This is a genomic window from Brachyspira aalborgi (genome assembly GCF_008016455.1).
GTDB lineage: Bacteria > Spirochaetota > Brachyspiria > Brachyspirales > Brachyspiraceae > Brachyspira > Brachyspira aalborgi.
Map to the genome: position 1 here is coordinate 1,160,011 of NZ_SAXU01000001.1, position 15,482 is coordinate 1,175,492.

At 30.3% G+C, this 15,482-nt stretch carries 18 protein-coding genes and 2 pseudogenes; 8 read left to right on the forward strand and 12 right to left on the reverse strand.

The window, feature by feature from the left end:
• Nucleotides 1-49: 49 nt before the first annotated feature.
• The 7 genes from EPJ79_RS05195 (at nt 50) to EPJ79_RS11890 (ending at nt 6,087) form a co-directional block, all read left to right on the forward strand.
• Nucleotides 50-958 (forward strand): hypothetical protein, encoded by a 909-nt coding sequence (locus tag EPJ79_RS05195; RefSeq protein WP_147738690.1) that lies wholly within the window; start codon nt 50-52, stop codon nt 956-958.
• Nucleotides 959-1,116: 158 nt separating this feature from the next.
• On the forward strand, nt 1,117-2,475 hold the full coding sequence (locus EPJ79_RS05200; protein WP_147738691.1) for an FAD-dependent oxidoreductase: 1,359 nt from the start codon (nt 1,117-1,119) through the stop codon (nt 2,473-2,475).
• 205 nt (nt 2,476-2,680) lie between these two features.
• A complete protein-coding gene (gene thrS, locus EPJ79_RS05205; protein ID WP_147738692.1) occupies nt 2,681-4,609 on the forward strand; it encodes a threonine--tRNA ligase in 1,929 nt (642 codons plus the stop codon).
• A gap of 12 nt (nt 4,610-4,621) precedes the next feature.
• On the forward strand, nt 4,622-5,206 hold the full coding sequence (infC, locus tag EPJ79_RS05210) for a translation initiation factor IF-3 (RefSeq protein WP_147738693.1): 585 nt from the start codon (nt 4,622-4,624) through the stop codon (nt 5,204-5,206).
• Nucleotides 5,207-5,289: 83 nt separating this feature from the next.
• Complete coding sequence (gene rpmI / locus EPJ79_RS05215) at nt 5,290-5,493, forward strand: 50S ribosomal protein L35 (RefSeq protein ID WP_021957961.1); 204 nt, start codon at nt 5,290-5,292, stop codon at nt 5,491-5,493.
• A 14-nt stretch (nt 5,494-5,507) separates the two neighbouring features.
• Nucleotides 5,508-5,861 carry a 50S ribosomal protein L20 gene (gene rplT, locus EPJ79_RS05220; protein WP_147527881.1) on the forward strand — a complete coding sequence of 118 codons (354 nt, stop codon included), beginning with the start codon at nt 5,508-5,510 and terminating at the stop codon, nt 5,859-5,861.
• A gap of 97 nt (nt 5,862-5,958) precedes the next feature.
• The gene (locus tag EPJ79_RS11890; protein WP_274595994.1) at nt 5,959-6,087 is read left to right on the forward strand and encodes a hypothetical protein; all 129 of its coding nucleotides are present in this window, start codon (nt 5,959-5,961) and stop codon (nt 6,085-6,087) included.
• Nucleotides 6,088-6,194: 107 nt separating this feature from the next.
• Here the strand turns inward: EPJ79_RS11890 and fabV are convergent, their stop codons facing one another.
• The 10 genes and pseudogenes from fabV to EPJ79_RS05270 form a co-directional block, all read right to left on the reverse strand.
• A complete protein-coding gene (gene fabV, locus EPJ79_RS05225) occupies nt 6,195-7,370 on the reverse strand; it encodes an enoyl-ACP reductase FabV (protein WP_147738694.1) in 1,176 nt (391 codons plus the stop codon).
• Nucleotides 7,371-7,453: 83 nt separating this feature from the next.
• The gene (atpG, locus tag EPJ79_RS05230) at nt 7,454-8,335 is read right to left on the reverse strand and encodes an ATP synthase F1 subunit gamma (protein ID WP_147738695.1); all 882 of its coding nucleotides are present in this window, start codon (nt 8,333-8,335) and stop codon (nt 7,454-7,456) included.
• 14 nt (nt 8,336-8,349) lie between these two features.
• A pseudogene (locus tag EPJ79_RS05235) lies at nt 8,350-9,176 on the reverse strand (beta-1,6-N-acetylglucosaminyltransferase).
• A 19-nt stretch (nt 9,177-9,195) separates the two neighbouring features.
• On the reverse strand, nt 9,196-10,695 hold the full coding sequence (gene atpA, locus EPJ79_RS05240) for a F0F1 ATP synthase subunit alpha (RefSeq protein WP_147529360.1): 1,500 nt from the start codon (nt 10,693-10,695) through the stop codon (nt 9,196-9,198).
• Nucleotides 10,696-10,715: 20 nt separating this feature from the next.
• Nucleotides 10,716-11,348, reverse strand: a complete 633-nt coding sequence (gene atpH, locus EPJ79_RS05245; protein ID WP_021958386.1) for an ATP synthase F1 subunit delta — start codon at nt 11,346-11,348, stop codon at nt 10,716-10,718.
• Between the two features lie 10 nt (nt 11,349-11,358).
• Complete coding sequence (gene atpH / locus EPJ79_RS05250) at nt 11,359-11,934, reverse strand: ATP synthase F1 subunit delta (protein WP_147738696.1); 576 nt, start codon at nt 11,932-11,934, stop codon at nt 11,359-11,361.
• 30 nt (nt 11,935-11,964) lie between these two features.
• Nucleotides 11,965-12,477 carry a F0F1 ATP synthase subunit B gene (gene atpF, locus EPJ79_RS05255; protein ID WP_147525875.1) on the reverse strand — a complete coding sequence of 171 codons (513 nt, stop codon included), beginning with the start codon at nt 12,475-12,477 and terminating at the stop codon, nt 11,965-11,967.
• Nucleotides 12,478-12,510: 33 nt separating this feature from the next.
• A complete protein-coding gene (atpE, locus tag EPJ79_RS05260) occupies nt 12,511-12,732 on the reverse strand; it encodes an ATP synthase F0 subunit C (RefSeq protein ID WP_021958383.1) in 222 nt (73 codons plus the stop codon).
• A gap of 34 nt (nt 12,733-12,766) precedes the next feature.
• A complete protein-coding gene (gene atpB, locus EPJ79_RS05265; protein WP_147738697.1) occupies nt 12,767-13,687 on the reverse strand; it encodes a F0F1 ATP synthase subunit A in 921 nt (306 codons plus the stop codon).
• Nucleotides 13,688-13,764: 77 nt separating this feature from the next.
• On the reverse strand, nt 13,765-14,100 hold the full coding sequence (locus EPJ79_RS05270) for an STAS domain-containing protein (protein ID WP_021958381.1): 336 nt from the start codon (nt 14,098-14,100) through the stop codon (nt 13,765-13,767).
• Nucleotides 14,101-14,223: 123 nt separating this feature from the next.
• Between EPJ79_RS05270 and EPJ79_RS05275 the strand changes: the two are divergent.
• Nucleotides 14,224-14,457 (forward strand): annotated as a pseudogene (locus EPJ79_RS05275) (MetQ/NlpA family ABC transporter substrate-binding protein); the annotation flags it as partial.
• 83 nt (nt 14,458-14,540) lie between these two features.
• Here the strand turns inward: EPJ79_RS05275 and saoL are convergent.
• Nucleotides 14,541-15,143 carry a MerB-like organometallic lyase SaoL gene (gene saoL, locus EPJ79_RS05285; RefSeq protein ID WP_244289072.1) on the reverse strand — a complete coding sequence of 201 codons (603 nt, stop codon included), beginning with the start codon at nt 15,141-15,143 and terminating at the stop codon, nt 14,541-14,543.
• A 10-nt stretch (nt 15,144-15,153) separates the two neighbouring features.
• On the reverse strand, nt 15,154-15,381 hold the full coding sequence (locus tag EPJ79_RS05290) for a DsrE-related protein (protein WP_244289073.1): 228 nt from the start codon (nt 15,379-15,381) through the stop codon (nt 15,154-15,156).
• Between the last annotated feature and the right edge of the window lie 101 nt (nt 15,382-15,482).

Here is a 15,482-nt window from a genome sequence, read left to right on the forward strand (position 1 = left end):
GCATAAAATTATTTAACGCATTGTTAAAAATATATTCAAGGTATGTATTATGAATATAGTAATAATACATATGGGATTTGCTAAATATTTGCTATATGTTTTAAGACAAATAAAAATAACAAATCCAAACTCCGAAATATTTTTAATATCCGATAAAGAAAATAAAAAATATTCTAAATATTCCACTTTTGTTGATATATCTAAAATACAAAGTTTAGAATCTAAAAGTTTTAAAGAAAATTATATTCATCTTGGAAAAAGCGCTCCTAATTACGAAATGTTTTGTATGTTAAGATGGATTATATTGAGAGATTTTATGAGAGAATATAATATAAAAGAATGTTTGCATATCGATAGCGACATTTTAATATTTTCCGATTTGAATAAAGCTTTAAATCCATTTTCAAATTATAAAATATCTCTCGCTCATAATTTGGCTTTAACTATGCATATTAAAGATATTGAAATTTTAGACGAATTTTCAAAATATTTATTATTCAAATATACTAACGAAAACGAACTTAATAAATTAAAAGATATGTATTATAAAGCCGACAGAATAAATAATGGAGTTGTGGGAAGTATTTCGGATATGGATATATCGAGAGAATTTTTTTCGAGCATAAAAGATCCGATTGGAGATTTAAGCGAAATTGTAAACGATTCTATTTTTGATTCTGCAATAGTTTATGGAGAGCCTGAATTTGAAATGCTGAAAAAAGGAAAATACAAATTGAAGAAAATATTTTTTGAAAATAAAATTCATTTTTGTAATTATAGATTAAACGGAGAAAATAAAAAAATTAAATTTCATTCTTTGCATCTTTTAACTTGGACAAAATTATTTATTAAAAAATTATCGAATTGCAAAGATTTAGATTTTAATCCTTATTTTATAAATATATATAGAGAATTTACAGTTTTCAAGTCAAAAATTAGAAAGTACATAAATAAATAATAATAATTAATTAGTGAAATTATTATATCTAAAATTAATAATATAAATAAAATTATTATTAATAAACAATAATATAGCTTGACTAAGTATCTATTTTGCACTATAATATTAATTAAATGTAAACTTATATTTCAAAAAAAATTAAAGGGGTTAAGTTCATGAAAGTTATAGTAATAGGCTGCAACCATGCTGGAACATGGGCGGCAAAAACATTGAAGGCGGTTGACTCAAGCACTACCGTAGTAACTTACGACAGAAATGATAATATATCGTTTTTGGCATGCGGTATCGCTCTTTGGGTAGGCGGCGTAGTAAAAGACCCGAAAGGATTATTCTATGCAAATCCTGAAGGCTTAAAATCAGAAGGCATAGATGTTCATATGGGACATGAGGTAGTTAAAATCGATTGGGCTAACAGAAAATTAACGGTTAGAGAATTGATAACGGGTAAGGAGTTTGAAGATAATTACGATAAACTTATACTTGCCACAGGTTCTTGGCCAGTAACTCCTCCTATAGAAGGTTTGATGCAACCTGGAACAAAATACGGTTTGAAAGAGGGAATTTTCTTCTCTAAACTTTTCCAACAAGGACAAGAAATAATTGACGAGATTAAAAGACCCGAAGTTAAAAGAGTTATGGTTGTAGGCGCTGGTTATATAGGCGTTGAGTTGGTAGAAGCTTTCAAAAATCATGGCAAAGAAGTTATATTAATGGAAGCTATGCCAAGAGTTATGGCAAACTATTTCGACAAAGAAATTACAGACGAAGCGGAAAAAAGAATTAAAGAGGCTGGCATAGAATTACATTTAGGCGAAACGGTTAAAAAATTTGAAGGTTCTGTTAGAGTTCAAAAAGTTGTAACCGATAAAGGCTCTTACGATGTAGATATGGTAGTTATGTCGGTAGGATTTAGACCAAATAGCGAATTGTATAAAGATTATCTTGAAACTCTTCCTAACGGTGCTATAGTAGTAGACACTACAATGAAGACGACAAAAGACCCTAATGTATTTGCAATAGGAGACTGTTCTACCGTATATTCAAGAGCTTCTGAAAAACAAGATTATATCGCTTTGGCTACAAACGCCGTTAGAATGGGAATAGTAGCCGCCAATAACGCTTTGGGAAGACATGTGGAATATTGCGGAACTCAAGGCTCTAATGCGATTTGCGTATTCGGTTATAATATGGCTTCAACGGGCTGGTCTGAAGAAACGGCAAAGAAAAAAGGCTTAAATGTAAAAAGCAATTTCTTTAAAGACGCCGAAAGACCTGAGTTTATGCCTACTTACGAAGATGTATTAGTAAAAATAATATACGAAGAAGGAAGCAGAAGAATGATAGGAGCGCAAATAGCTTCAAAACATAATCATGCCGAAGCGATTCATGCATTCTCGCTTGCAATACAAAACGGTATGACTGTAGACCAGTTTGCATTATCAGATTTCTTCTTCTTGCCTCACTATAATAAACCTTTGTCTTGGATGACAATGGTTGCTTATACTGCAAGATAAGTAAAATATTATTATTCATGTTAAATCCTCCGATAAATTTTATATTTGTCGGGGGTTTTATTTTACTTCTGTTAGATTTAATAATTTTTTTAACAAAAAATAACATTTAAAAGTTGACTATTAAATTTATATATGTTAAAATACTTAAAATTATTCGCTTAAATTTTATAATATAAATTAAAGCGCCAATTTGAAGGTGGTATTTATGTCAAAAATTAATTTTTCAGGGCAATCCTACGATATGCCTAAAGAAATGTCTTTATTAGACTTTATTAAGCAAAACGCTAAAAAAGAATCAAAAGATACAATCGCCGCTAAATTTAATGGGCAAGAAGTAGATTTAACATATATACCAGAAACTGACGGAGATTTAGAATTGATATTTACGACAACGAATGAAGGACTTGAAATATTAAGACATTCTACGAGTCATTTGATGGCTCAAGCGGTTAAAAGACTTTATCCAAATGTTCAAGTTACAATAGGTCCTGCAATTAAAGACGGTTTTTATTACGATTTCGATACCGACAAACCTTTTACTGACGAAGATTTGCCTAAAATTGAAGCGGAAATGAAAAAAATAATAAAAGAAAATATTCCCGTAGTTAGAAAGATAATGACTAAAAAAGACGCTATAGAATATTTTAAGAAAAATAACGAACCTTATAAAGTCGAAATAATAGAAGATATTGACGCCGATACGGTTTCTTTTTATGAACAGGGAGATTTTATCGATTTATGCAGAGGTCCGCATGTTCCATCTACGGGTTATTTAAAATCTTATAAACTCATGTCTGTTGCGGGAAGTTATTGGCGAGGCGATTCAAATAATAAAATGCTTTCTAGAATATACGGCACGGCTTTTGAAAGTAAAGAATCTTTGGATAATTATTTGAAAAAACTTAAAGAAGCAAAAGAGAGAGACCATAGAAAATTAGGAAAAGAATTAAATTTATTTAGTTTTCATGATGAAGGACCTGGTTTTCCTTTTTGGCATCCAAGAGGAATGATTATTTATAAAGAAGTTGAATCTTATATAAGAAAAGAAAATGAAAAGCGAGGATATGTCGAAATAAAAACTCCCGCGATTCTAAACGAAGAATTATGGCATAGAAGCGGACATTGGGATAATTATAAAGAAAATATGTATTTTACCGAAATAGACGAAACCAAATTTGCAATTAAGCCTATGAATTGTCCTGGCGGTTTAATAGTTTATAATTCTAATATTCACAGTTATAGAGATTTGCCTTTAAGAGTCGCAGAATTGGGTTTTGTTCACAGGCATGAACTTTCGGGAGCTTTGCATGGACTTTTTAGAGTTAGAGCTTTCACTCAAGATGACGCTCATATATTCTGCACCGAAGAACAACTTGCGGATGAAATTATAAATACGATAGATTATTATTTGTCGGTTTATAAAGATTTTGGATTTAAGAATTTTGAAATATTTGTTTCTACGCGTCCTGCAAAATCTATAGGCACTGAAGAAGCTTGGGAACTTGCCACAAATTCTCTTATTAACGCTTTGGATAAATTAAATATCACTTATAAAATCAATGAAGGAGACGGAGCTTTTTACGGACCGAAAATTGATTTTAATATTAAAGATGTTTTAGATAGAAATTGGCAATGCGGAACTTTGCAGGTTGATTTTTCTCTTCCAATACGTTTTGAAATAAGCTATGAAGGAAAAGACGGAAGAAAACATACTCCCGTTATGTTGCATAGAGCGATATTGGGTTCTATGGAAAGATTTATTGGAATATTAACCGAACACTATAATGGAAAATTTCCTTTATGGTTGTCGCCTTTACAAGTCGCTATAGTAAATGTTTTGAATGATAAAAATCAAATAGAGAGAGTTAAGGAAATAGCAAACGCTTTTAAAAACGAAAATTTTAGAGTTGAAATTGACGATGGAAACGATAATTTGGGAACTAAAATTAAAAAATACCGCTTGCAAAGAACTCCATATACGGTTATAATAGGAGCGGAAGAATTATCAAGCGGAAAGTTATCCGTTAGAACCCGTTCTTCCAAAGAATTAAAGGATATAGATTTAATTGAGTTTATAGAAAAACTTAAAAAGGAATCTAAGGAGAGAATGAATGATTCTATATTTTCTACATGAGGTAGAGAAATAATGGCAACCGTAAGAAAAGAAGGAGAGAGAATTAATCAATTTATTACGGCTAAAGAAGTCAGGGTAGTGCATGATAAAAGAGGAAGTTTAGGTATTATGAATACTAAAGAGGCTCTTGCTATCGCTAGAGAAGAGAATTCGGATTTAGTGGAAATAGTGCCTAATGCCGAGCCTCCCGTTTGTAAGATAATAAATTACGGTAAGTATAAATTTGAGCTTCAAAAGAAAAATAAAGAAGCTAAAAAGAAACAGAAACTTGCGCAACTTAAAGAGATTAAGATGCGTCCGCAAATAAGCGTTCATGATTATAACTTTAAAATGAGACATATTCATGAATTCTTAAGCGAAGGAAATAAAGTTAAAATTACGATAATGTTTAGAGGCAGAGAAATGGCTCATACGGAATTTGGGCATGACCTTATCGCTAAAATTATGAAAGATTTGGAAAACGAAGCCACTACTGAAAAGCCTCCAAAATTGGAAGGAAAAAATTTATCTACGGTTTTAAATCCCGTTAAAGTTAAAAAAACTTCTTCGGATATTGGTAAATCGGATAAAAAAGAAAATAAGGAAAATATAGAATAATTAAGCCCACTAACTATGCATACTTATCATATGTATAGACGAGCATAAATTAAAATTAAAAAATGAATTAAAGAGGAAAAACTATGAGAAATAAGTTGAAAACTAAAAGCGGAGCAAAAAAGCGTTTTAGATTTTCTAAAAGCGGAAAAGTGAAATTTGCTCATGCATTCGGAAGTCATAAATTTTTACATAAAAGACCCGATACGAAGAGAAAATATCGCAAAGCTAAAATAGCGGACGATACAAATATGGCTGAAATGCCAAGATTAATGCCTTATGGCGGATAATAAAGGAGATAAAAATGAGAGCAGTCAGCGGAACGGTAAGAAAACATAAAGTTAAAAAAATATTAAAAATGGCTAAAGGCTATTACGGTTCTCACAGTAAGCAAATGAAACAAGCTAAAGAAGCCGTAATAAGAGGATTAAAATACGCTTATAGAGATAGAAGACAGAAAAAAAGAATGATGCGAAGATTATGGACATTGCGTATTAATGCGGCTTGCAGACCTTTGGGAATATCTTACAGTAAATTTATAAACGGCTTAAAAAAGGCTAATATTATAATAGACAGAAAAGCTTTATCCAATTTGGCGATAGACGATTATAAAGCTTTTGAAGCTGTGGTTGAAGCGGCTAAAAAATCTCTAGCATAATAATAAACTTCTTAAATAAATTTTAACCGTTCGTAAAAATTTACGGACGGTTTTTTATTTTAAAATTATCAAAAATAATTAAAAATTTATTATAATATTGCATATAACAAAATTAATAACCGAAGATATTTTAGAACTTTGTAAATATTTAAATATGAATGTAATAGAATATCATGATATAGACGATTGCCGTAAAGACGGTTTTATAATAGTTATACAAAAGTAAATTAAAAGCTACTATATATTATAAAATCGGACAGAAGCCAATTATATAAAACTAACTTCTTACCCGAAATTTATAACATATGAAAAATTAAAACAAATAATTTAAAATTATATTTGAACATCCTCGCTATAATCTATTCCATCTATTTCAAAACCATGCATATTCATATAATCGCATCTAAATAAAGACATATCCGCCAATTCTTTAACATTATCTTTATTTAATTTATTCCAATCTTCTAAAACTTCTTTTTGAACATCGTCTCTCAATTCCCAATCGTCAAGTCTTATTCTATTTTCATTGTCAAGCGGAACATTTTTACCTGAAAATAATTTTTCGCTTAATAATCTATACATTTGCTCTATGCATCCTTCATGAAGTCCTCTTTTTTTCATTATTCTAAATAATATTCCAATATATAAAGGAACTGTCGGAATTACGGCGGAGGCTCTCGTCACAACGGCTTTATTAACCGAAACATAAGCATTCCCTTTTATTTTCTCTTGCATTTTTTTATCCAAATCATGAGCCGTTTTTTCCAAATCGTCTTTCGCCTTTCCGATTGTTCCGTCTCTATAAACCGCTTTAGTCATTTCTGGACCTATATAAGAATATGCAATATTTATAGCGTTTTTTGAAAGCATATCGGCGTCAATCAAAGCATCAGTCCATAATTGCCAATCTTCTCCTCCCATAACTTTTATAGTATTTTTTATATCTTCTTCGTTTGCTGGCTCAATCGAAACATTTAATAATTCTTCAGTCATAAAATCTATTCCCATTCCGTTATAAGTTTTTCCGATTGGTTTAAGAGTAGAACGATAAAGTATTCCCGTTTTTTCGTCCATTCTCACGGGAGCGGCTAAACTATAAATAAACAAATCTATTTTTCCGTCAAAAAAAGATTTCGCTTCTTTTATAACTTCTTCTTTTGAAGCGTTTAAAAAAGCGTCCAATATTAAAGTTTTCTCTTCAATTCCGTCTTTTTTTGCAAACTCGCTAAAAGCCTCGTTATTATACCAACCTGGCGTAGCCGTTCTTCTCTCTGTCGCTGGTTTTTCAAAAGAAACTCCAATAGTTTTTGCGCCAAGTCCATAAGCTATCGCTATTCTGCTTGCAAGTCCATATCCGCCCGATGCTCCAAGTATCAAAGCGTTTTTTACATTAGATTTTATTTTTGCTTGAGATTTCACATAATTAATTTGATTTTCAACTTCTTTTTTACAACCCAAAGGATGAGCGCTAATGCATATATTATTTAAAATTTTAGGTTCTACTATCATTTTTATCTCCGATTAATTATTTTTTATTTATTTTCTATATATTATAAATTTATAATAGAATTAATTTTTTTTCAATCGTTTATTTAATCAATAGCTTCAGAACCGCCTATAATATCCAAAAGCTCGTTTGTAATATTTTCCTGTCTCGCTCTATTAGCTTTATTTTTAAGTTCGCTTAAAAGTCTTTCGGCGTTATCTGTGGCGTTTCTCATAGCAATCGAACGCTCGGCATTTTCGGATAAAAAAGAAGTTATTATCATAAAATAAAAATAAGTCTTTATAGCCAAAGGCACAATTTCTTTTAAGACGGAATCTCTATCTGGTTCTATTAAATATTCAAGATTCTTTTTACTTTTATGTCCTTCTATATCCTCTTCATCTGGAATCATTGGAATCAAACTCTTTATTTTAGGCATATGAACGACTCTCGTATAATAACGCATATATATAACTTCGACTCTTGAAGATTTATCCGTAGCGTAATCATGCATAAATCTTTGAACTACTGCGGCGCAATCGTCAAAAGTGGATTCTTCATCTATACGCGGATATTTTCTAGCGATTGGAATTTTTTGTTTTTCAAAATAAGCCTCGCCTTTTTTACCCAAAACATGCAATTCAACTTCTCTGCCATGTCTATGATGATGTCTTATTCTCTCCATAGCTTCGTCTAAAATTTTTGTATTATAAGAACCGCATAAACCTCTCGTTGAGGTTATTACAAACAATGTTATATTTTTTATATTTTTTTTCTTTTTAAGCAAAGGATGTAAATTATCTAAATCGGTATGCGAAAGCTCTTCTATTATTCTGTTTAATTTTTGAGTATAAGGACGCATTCCCTGTTCGATAGAGAGAATTTTTGCCGTTCTTGAGCGGGAAATCATATCCATAGTTTTAGTTATTTTATGCGTTCCCGTTATAGCTTTTATTCTTGCCTTTAATACATTTAATTTTTCAGCCATAAATTTTCCTATAATTAATTTTCTATCTTTTTATATAATTTATCTATTATATCGTTGTCAATCTTTTCGTCAAACTTTCGAGCAAATAGATTTACCCTCCCCGTATGAAATTATCATAGTCGTTCAATTTAAAAACTATAGGAGCGCCGCCTTGCCAAATAAGATATCTTAAACAATTATTTTCGCATTTATCTTTTAAGTAGCTTTGTAGAAGAATCGATTGAAAAAAGAATTCATCGCTTCCCCAAGTATATTTAAATCTTTCTAAATAATTTTGATTTTCACCGACAAATTTTAAAATATAAGAAATGGCATTTTTCGTCAAATTCCACCAACTCGAACCGTAATAAATATTTTCTGGAGTTTGTCTCTTTATAAAAGGAATTTTAGAAACAATCTCTCTAATTTTTCTGCTTAATAATTTTCTATACCAAAATCCAAAATTATAAGCGTTGAGTCGAAAAGACATTTCTTTATAAAGCCCTTCGTTATTTCTAATATTTTCGTAACTTAAATATTCTCTATCGTTATTTTCAAAAAAATCTTTTATCTCAAAATTATTTTTTAGAGGAATATCTTGAGCGCTTATAAAAATATATCTATCATAATTATTTTTTATAGCTTCTTCCATTAAAAATAAAGTCGTAACGATTTGACTAAATCCGCCATGATAAACTTTAAATTTTTTATAAACTTTGACATTTTCAAAACTGTCAATTTTCAATGCGCTTTTTTTATCTATATGAACGAATAAATCAAAATCTTTTTTCAAATAATTTATTAATCTCATAGTTTGATTATAATTTTTATGCGCCGCAATCAAAAAACAAATCTTACTCATTTTAAAATTAAATTAATATTTAGAATTTGGATTTAAACTCTTCCAAAGCCTTATTAAGCTCCTCAATATTTTCTATATCTTTTTTCTCTCTTATATCGTCTAATATATATTGTTTATCCGCTCTCATATATTGAAGTAATCGCCATTCAAATTCATGAACTCTTTCAATTTCAACATTATCTAAAAAGCCTTTCGTGGCTGCAAATAATATTACTATCTGCTCTTCTACGGGCATTGGGCTATATTGTTTTTGTTTTAATAATTCAACCATTTTAGCGCCTCTATCAAGTTGCGATAAAGTGGCTTTGTCTAATCCTATTCCTAATTGAGAGAAAGCTTCCAAAGACCTATAAGAAGCCAAATCAAGCCTTAAAGTTCCCGAAACTTTTTTCATAGCTTTAGTTTGAGCGTTTCCTCCCACTCTTGAAACCGAAATTCCAACATCGATTGCGGGACGAACTCCGCTCATAAATAAACTTGGAAGCAAATATATCTGCCCATCCGTAATAGATATAACATTTGTAGGAATATATGCGGAAACTTCATTATCTTGCGTTTCAATTATAGGAAGCGCCGTCAAAGAACCTCCGCCCAAATCATCGCTTAATTTAGCCGCCCTTTCAAGCAATCTTGAATGCAAATAAAATACATCGCCAGGAAAAGCTTCTCTTCCAGGAGGACGCCTTAATAAAAGAGAAATTTGTCTATAAGCGTTTGCCTGTTTTGATAAATCATCATAAACTACCAAAGTGTCTTTTTTTTCTTCATACATAAAATATTCAGCCATCGCGCATCCCGAATAAGGAGCTATATATTGCAAAGGCGCAGAGTCCGAAGCCGTTGCCGTCACTATTATAGTATATTCTAAAGCGCCATATTGTCTTAAAGTATTAACGACTCCAGCGACTGTGGAAGCCTTTTGTCCTATAGCGACATATACGCATATAACATTTTTTCCTTTTTGATTTATTATCGTATCCAAAGCTATAGAAGTTTTTCCCGTGCTTCTATCTCCAATTATAAGCTGTCTCTGTCCTCTGCCAATAGGCGTCATAGAATCTACCGCTTTAATTCCCGTTTGAAGAGGCTCTTTTACCGCTTGTCTATCGGCTATTCCAGGAGCTGGAAATTCTATTATTCTTCTTTTATCGGTTTTAATCTCGCCTCGTCCATCTATAGGAATTCCCAAAGGATTAACGACTCTTCCTAAAAGCTCTTCGCCAACGGGAACTTCCAAAATTCTTTTAAGACGACTTACTTTACTTCCTTCTTTTATTTCCGTATAATCTCCAAGAACTATAGCGCCTATAGTTTCCTCTTCCAAGTTAAAAGCGATTCCTGTAGAACCGCACTCGAATGTTATCATTTCATTAGCCATTATATGAGGAAGCCCCATAACTCTCGCTATTCCGTCTCCAACCTCGACTACGACTCCAACCTCGTTTGGAGAAAAATCCGCTTTATAATTTTTAATCTTTTCTTTTAAGACAGTAGCAATTTCATTAGCGTTTATATCCATAAAATACACCTCAAAATAATTTAATTATTTTCAGCAAAAAGCGAATTTTTAACATCGTATAATAATCGCTTCATGCTATAATCGTATATCGTATCCTCTATTTGAACTATAATTCCGCCCAATATGGATTCGTCTATTTCTATCGTAAAATGAACTTCTTTATCAAACATACTTCTTATAAACGATTTTAAATCTTCAATATTTTCTATTTCCGAAGAAGATATAATTTTAGCCGACAATATATTATAATGTATATTGCATAAATTTTCGTATTCTACTATTATGGCAAATAATATATTAAGCGAATCTCTCTCTATAAGTATCGATAATAAATTAAAAGTTTCTTCGGCTATATTATTATGATAAACTTTTTTTAATATATCAATCTTTACATTTCCGTCTATAAAAGTCGATGTAAAAAACGAAAGAACATCCTTATCGGCAAGCAAAGAAGAATAAACGGTATTAAAATCGTTTTTTATAATTTCTATCTTTCCTAATTCTTTAGCGGCGTTAAACATAGCTTTTGCATAACTTCTTCCGCTCGCTTCTCTTTTTATTATAAGCGTAAATTTACGGGCTTTTTCTTCAGTGATTTCTTTGAGTATCTCTTTTTTAAGAACGCCTAAAATACTACCTGCAATAGAATCCATACAAAACCCTTTAAAATATTTTAAATATTTTATTTCCGCCAAAATTAATAATTTTATCTCGCATCATATACACTTGATTTTTTACGCTATAATCGTAAACTTTAGAATCGATATAAATTATTATTCCGCCTAAAATATCTTTATCCACTTCTGTGCTATAAACAATTTCTTTATTTGAAAAGCATTTTACGGTTTTAATTATATCTTCTATAGTTTCATTGTCTATATTATCAGCAGCGATTATTCTTACTCTTATAATATTATTATATTCGTTATCGCGTATTTCTTTATAAAAAACTAATATGTCGGGTAAAATGTCGATAACTTCATGTTCCATCAATATAGATATAAAAACATAAGCTTCTCTTGAAAAAATCGGCTTAAGTTTATTTTCGATTATTTCAATTTTACATTTTTTTGGAATGCTTTTATCGATAAAATATTTTTTTATATCTTCGTCTTTAAATAATTCAGAACATTTATAAAGTTCATTATATATTTTATCAACCATATTTAATTGTTTGGCTATCTCAAATATAGATTTAGCCGTTGGTTTTAATAGCTTTATTTTATCAATATCTTTCATTTTACCCAACCTAAATAAAATTTTTTATAATTATTTAGCTTTATTTTCTTTTTCTTCATTTTTAATCGTATTAATAAATTCGTCAATCAAAGCTTGATTATCTTCTTTTGTTACATTTCTTTTAAGTATAGTCTCCGCCATAACTACCGCAATATCAACCGATTGTTTTTTTACGCTATTTGCTATTTCTTCTTTAGCTCTTTCAACTTCAAGCATAATTTTATTTTTATTAGCTTCCGCCTCTTCTCTTGCATTGCTAATAATTTTTTCTCTAACTCTATTCGCTTCGATTCTTGCATTTTCTATAATAGAACTTGCCTCGACTTTAGCGTTGTCTATTTGCTCTCTATAAGTCGCCAAAGATTTTTTAGCTTTTTCTTTAGTTCTTTCCGCTTCTTTCAAATCATCTTGAATTTTATCGGCGCGAGAGTTTAAACCTCTTATAATTGTTTTCCAAGTAGATTTTCCTAGTATTATAAGGACTAAAATAAATGTAATCCAAGTCCATATAATAACGCCTGGGTCTATTTTAAAAAGCGCCATATTGCATTCTCCCGATTATTTAATTTTTTTTAATTATTGTCTCATTAGGGCAAGAATGCAAACAACCAAAGCGAAAAGACATACTCCTTCCACAAGCGCAGCCGCTATAAGCATAGTCGATTGAATTTTACCAGACATTTCAGGCTGTCTAGCGACTCCATCAACCGCTCCAGAACCTATAATGCCTATTCCTATTCCCGCTCCTATTGCGGCAAGTCCAGCGCCTATCGTAGCTCCCAATATTGCTAAATCCATTTTTTACTCCTTAATTTAATTTTTAATATTTATATTAATGCTCATCATTAATGGCAATTCCAATATAAATCGCCGATAATAAAGAGAATATATAAGCCTGTAAAACCGATACAAACATTTCAAGAACATATATAAAAGCCAAAAATAATATGGCAAATGGCGAAACCAATATAGTTCCCGACATTATAATCAAATACGGTATCACTATAAGCATTATATGTCCGCCCATCATATTTGCAAGCAAACGAATTGCCAATGCAAAAGCTCTGTTAAATAAAGTTATAAACTCTAAAAACCATATCATAGGAACTAAAATAAAAGGCAAACCTTCAGGCACTAAACTCGCCCAATATTTTATTATTCCTTTTTTTCTTATGCCCGCGAATATATAACATATAAAAACTAAAATAGCTATAGCGCCCGTAAAACTTATATTTGCTCCGACAGCTCCCGCCAAATAAGCGTAATGTCCGTCTTCGGTTTTGAATTTTAATAATGGCGGAATTATCCCAAGCAAATTTGCAAATAAAACGAATAAAAATACCGTTAAACAGAAAGGCGTATATCTCTTTCCGTCTTCTCCCAAAGTCGGCGATATTACATCTCTATTCATATAATCTATTATAATTTCAAATATATTTTGTAGAAAAGAAGGTCTATTAAAAGGTCTTTTCAATTTATAAGCTAAATATTTCATACTTACTATGCATAATATTGCGGCTAAAGTCATAAGTATAATATGTTTCGTTATATGAAAATTAAAATTTAAATAATTTCCTAATTTTATTGGAATTGTGCCATAAGGATGTTCCGTATTGTCGGCAATTTCTTCCATAATGTAATCGTTAATATTTTCGGAAGCAAAAACTATATTGCAATCAAATATTGCAAAAATAATTATAAAGATTATAAGAACTCTTTTTAAAACTAATTTATTTAAAGTCAATTTATTCATAATTCAATTTATAATAATAATTAATTTTTTAATTTTACAATGATTAAATAAAAAATCAACCGTTATAAAAGCGATTATTATAATTTTTCAATCGCTTCGGCTTCGGTATTATAAACGGGCAAAAAACTTGTCAATCTTGTAAGCTCCAAAACTTTTTTAACGGGTTCGGTTATTTTTATCATTCCTATTTTTCCATTAACTTTCTTAAAAGTTCCCAATACCGCTATAAAAACTCCAATTCCGCTGCTGTCTATATAATGAACATCTTCCATATCCATTATTATTCTTTTTGCTCCAAAATCTACTTGAGAAATCATAGCGTCTTTTAAGTCGGAAGAAGTATAAATATCTATATCTCCGAAAAGTTTAATTATAACCGTATTATTTTCAATTTCTTTAACGGATATTTCCATTTTCTAAACTCCAAAATTAAAAAATTAAAAACTTTTTTATTTAAAATATCATAAATTAAAAATTTTACAATATATTAAATTTTATATATTTATATGTTTTTTAATTCATATTAAGACTATATAGTTATAAACGCTCATGTTTCTTTAGACTTCGGATTAAATCCAAATTCCGATTATATATTTAAATACGACCATGCAATTTATAGCGGAAATTCTTTCGTTAATTTGATAGCGGCAAGAACTAAAGACAAAGACAACGAGCTATATAAAAAAGTAATCGAGGCTTATCAATCGGATATTGTCGAAGAAGTTTACGCCAATAATTTCAAAGGTTCTTATTTGCCTACTTGGAAATAAAATTTTTTGAAATAAAAAATAATATTTTTGAAAAGAGCTTTATATTATAATAAAGCTCCTTTTATTTTATTATTTTATAAGTTTCACAATTTAAATATAGCGGTTGCAACTTCAAAAGCCGTATTCAAATCTAAAAGAAAAATCGTATCGTTATTAATATTTTGATTTTTAATCCATTCTTCCATATCATTCTTTGAACCAAAGAAATTCATAATATTTCAACAAGTGCTTGCCCAATTCTTATTCTTATTTAAATCTACATGAATAACATGAATATCGTTTGGGTAATGCTCAAATATTTTTCTATCTTTGATTTTAATATATATCTTATTTCCTGTATTACTACATATAGAATTAATTTCGACATCCTTATGAAACAAACTATAAGCTCCTAAAGCGTCTATAGCGCACATAGAATAAAATTTTCTTCCATCGCTTAATTTTAATATATGATTAGTTTTCAAAGCGGATACGGGATACAAGAATGCAATATCGTCTCCGTTAGCAGTTATAATCTCTTTTTCTAATAACTCTTTATATAGAGATTCATTTCCGCAAATTTTTATGGCTTCATTTTTATTAATGGGAAGCCCCGCCTCAATTACAAAATCAATAAGCCTTAATCTCGCTTCTTGCATTTCTTTAGATATATTTTGATATTTATCGGATATTCCAAAATCAGACATAATATACTCCTTATAAAGTTATAACTTGTTCTACTCCGCTTCCCTCTAAAGCCTTGTATAAATCGGGAAAACATCCTATACAAGCTCCGTCTATAAGCTTCTCATGAATTCCTCTTTCTATAGCGCATATATTGCATGCCATCAGAAGTATTTTTTTCTTTTTTAATACTTCTTGCAATCTATCGCCTACATTACTTCCCTTTGTAAGTAAGAATGTGTTATCGGCAAAAAACATCATTCCACAACCACATCCGCTCCATGCTTATCGCTTAATAATTGAGGAATAATCATCTTATCCAAAATTAAATGCGAATTCTTGCTCGTAAATACATAAGCTAC

Bases quoted from the DNA above. Each gene is read 5' to 3' on its own strand.
- infC (WP_147738693.1), top strand. From the start codon at position 4,622: ATGGCAACCGTAAGAAAAGAAGGAGAGAGAATTAATCAATTTATTACG.
- atpB (WP_147738697.1), bottom strand. From the start codon at position 13,687: ATGAATAAATTGACTTTAAATAAATTAGTTTTAAAAAGAGTTCTTATA.
- EPJ79_RS05270 (WP_021958381.1), bottom strand. From the start codon at position 14,100: ATGGAAATATCCGTTAAAGAAATTGAAAATAATACGGTTATAATTAAA.
- atpH (WP_021958386.1), bottom strand. From the start codon at position 11,348: ATGGATTCTATTGCAGGTAGTATTTTAGGCGTTCTTAAAAAAGAGATA.
- atpA (WP_147529360.1), bottom strand. From the start codon at position 10,695: ATGGATATAAACGCTAATGAAATTGCTACTGTCTTAAAAGAAAAGATT.
- thrS (WP_147738692.1), top strand. From the start codon at position 2,681: ATGTCAAAAATTAATTTTTCAGGGCAATCCTACGATATGCCTAAAGAA.
- atpF (WP_147525875.1), bottom strand. From the start codon at position 12,477: ATGGCGCTTTTTAAAATAGACCCAGGCGTTATTATATGGACTTGGATT.
- atpH (WP_147738696.1), bottom strand. From the start codon at position 11,934: ATGAAAGATATTGATAAAATAAAGCTATTAAAACCAACGGCTAAATCT.
- atpG (WP_147738695.1), bottom strand. From the start codon at position 8,335: ATGGCTGAAAAATTAAATGTATTAAAGGCAAGAATAAAAGCTATAACG.
- rpmI (WP_021957961.1), top strand. From the start codon at position 5,290: ATGAGAAATAAGTTGAAAACTAAAAGCGGAGCAAAAAAGCGTTTTAGA.
- fabV (WP_147738694.1), bottom strand. From the start codon at position 7,370: ATGATAGTAGAACCTAAAATTTTAAATAATATATGCATTAGCGCTCAT.
- EPJ79_RS05195 (WP_147738690.1), top strand. From the start codon at position 50: ATGAATATAGTAATAATACATATGGGATTTGCTAAATATTTGCTATAT.
- EPJ79_RS05200 (WP_147738691.1), top strand. From the start codon at position 1,117: ATGAAAGTTATAGTAATAGGCTGCAACCATGCTGGAACATGGGCGGCA.
- EPJ79_RS05290 (WP_244289073.1), bottom strand. From the start codon at position 15,381: ATGATGTTTTTTGCCGATAACACATTCTTACTTACAAAGGGAAGTAAT.
- atpE (WP_021958383.1), bottom strand. From the start codon at position 12,732: ATGGATTTAGCAATATTGGGAGCTACGATAGGCGCTGGACTTGCCGCA.
- rplT (WP_147527881.1), top strand. From the start codon at position 5,508: ATGAGAGCAGTCAGCGGAACGGTAAGAAAACATAAAGTTAAAAAAATA.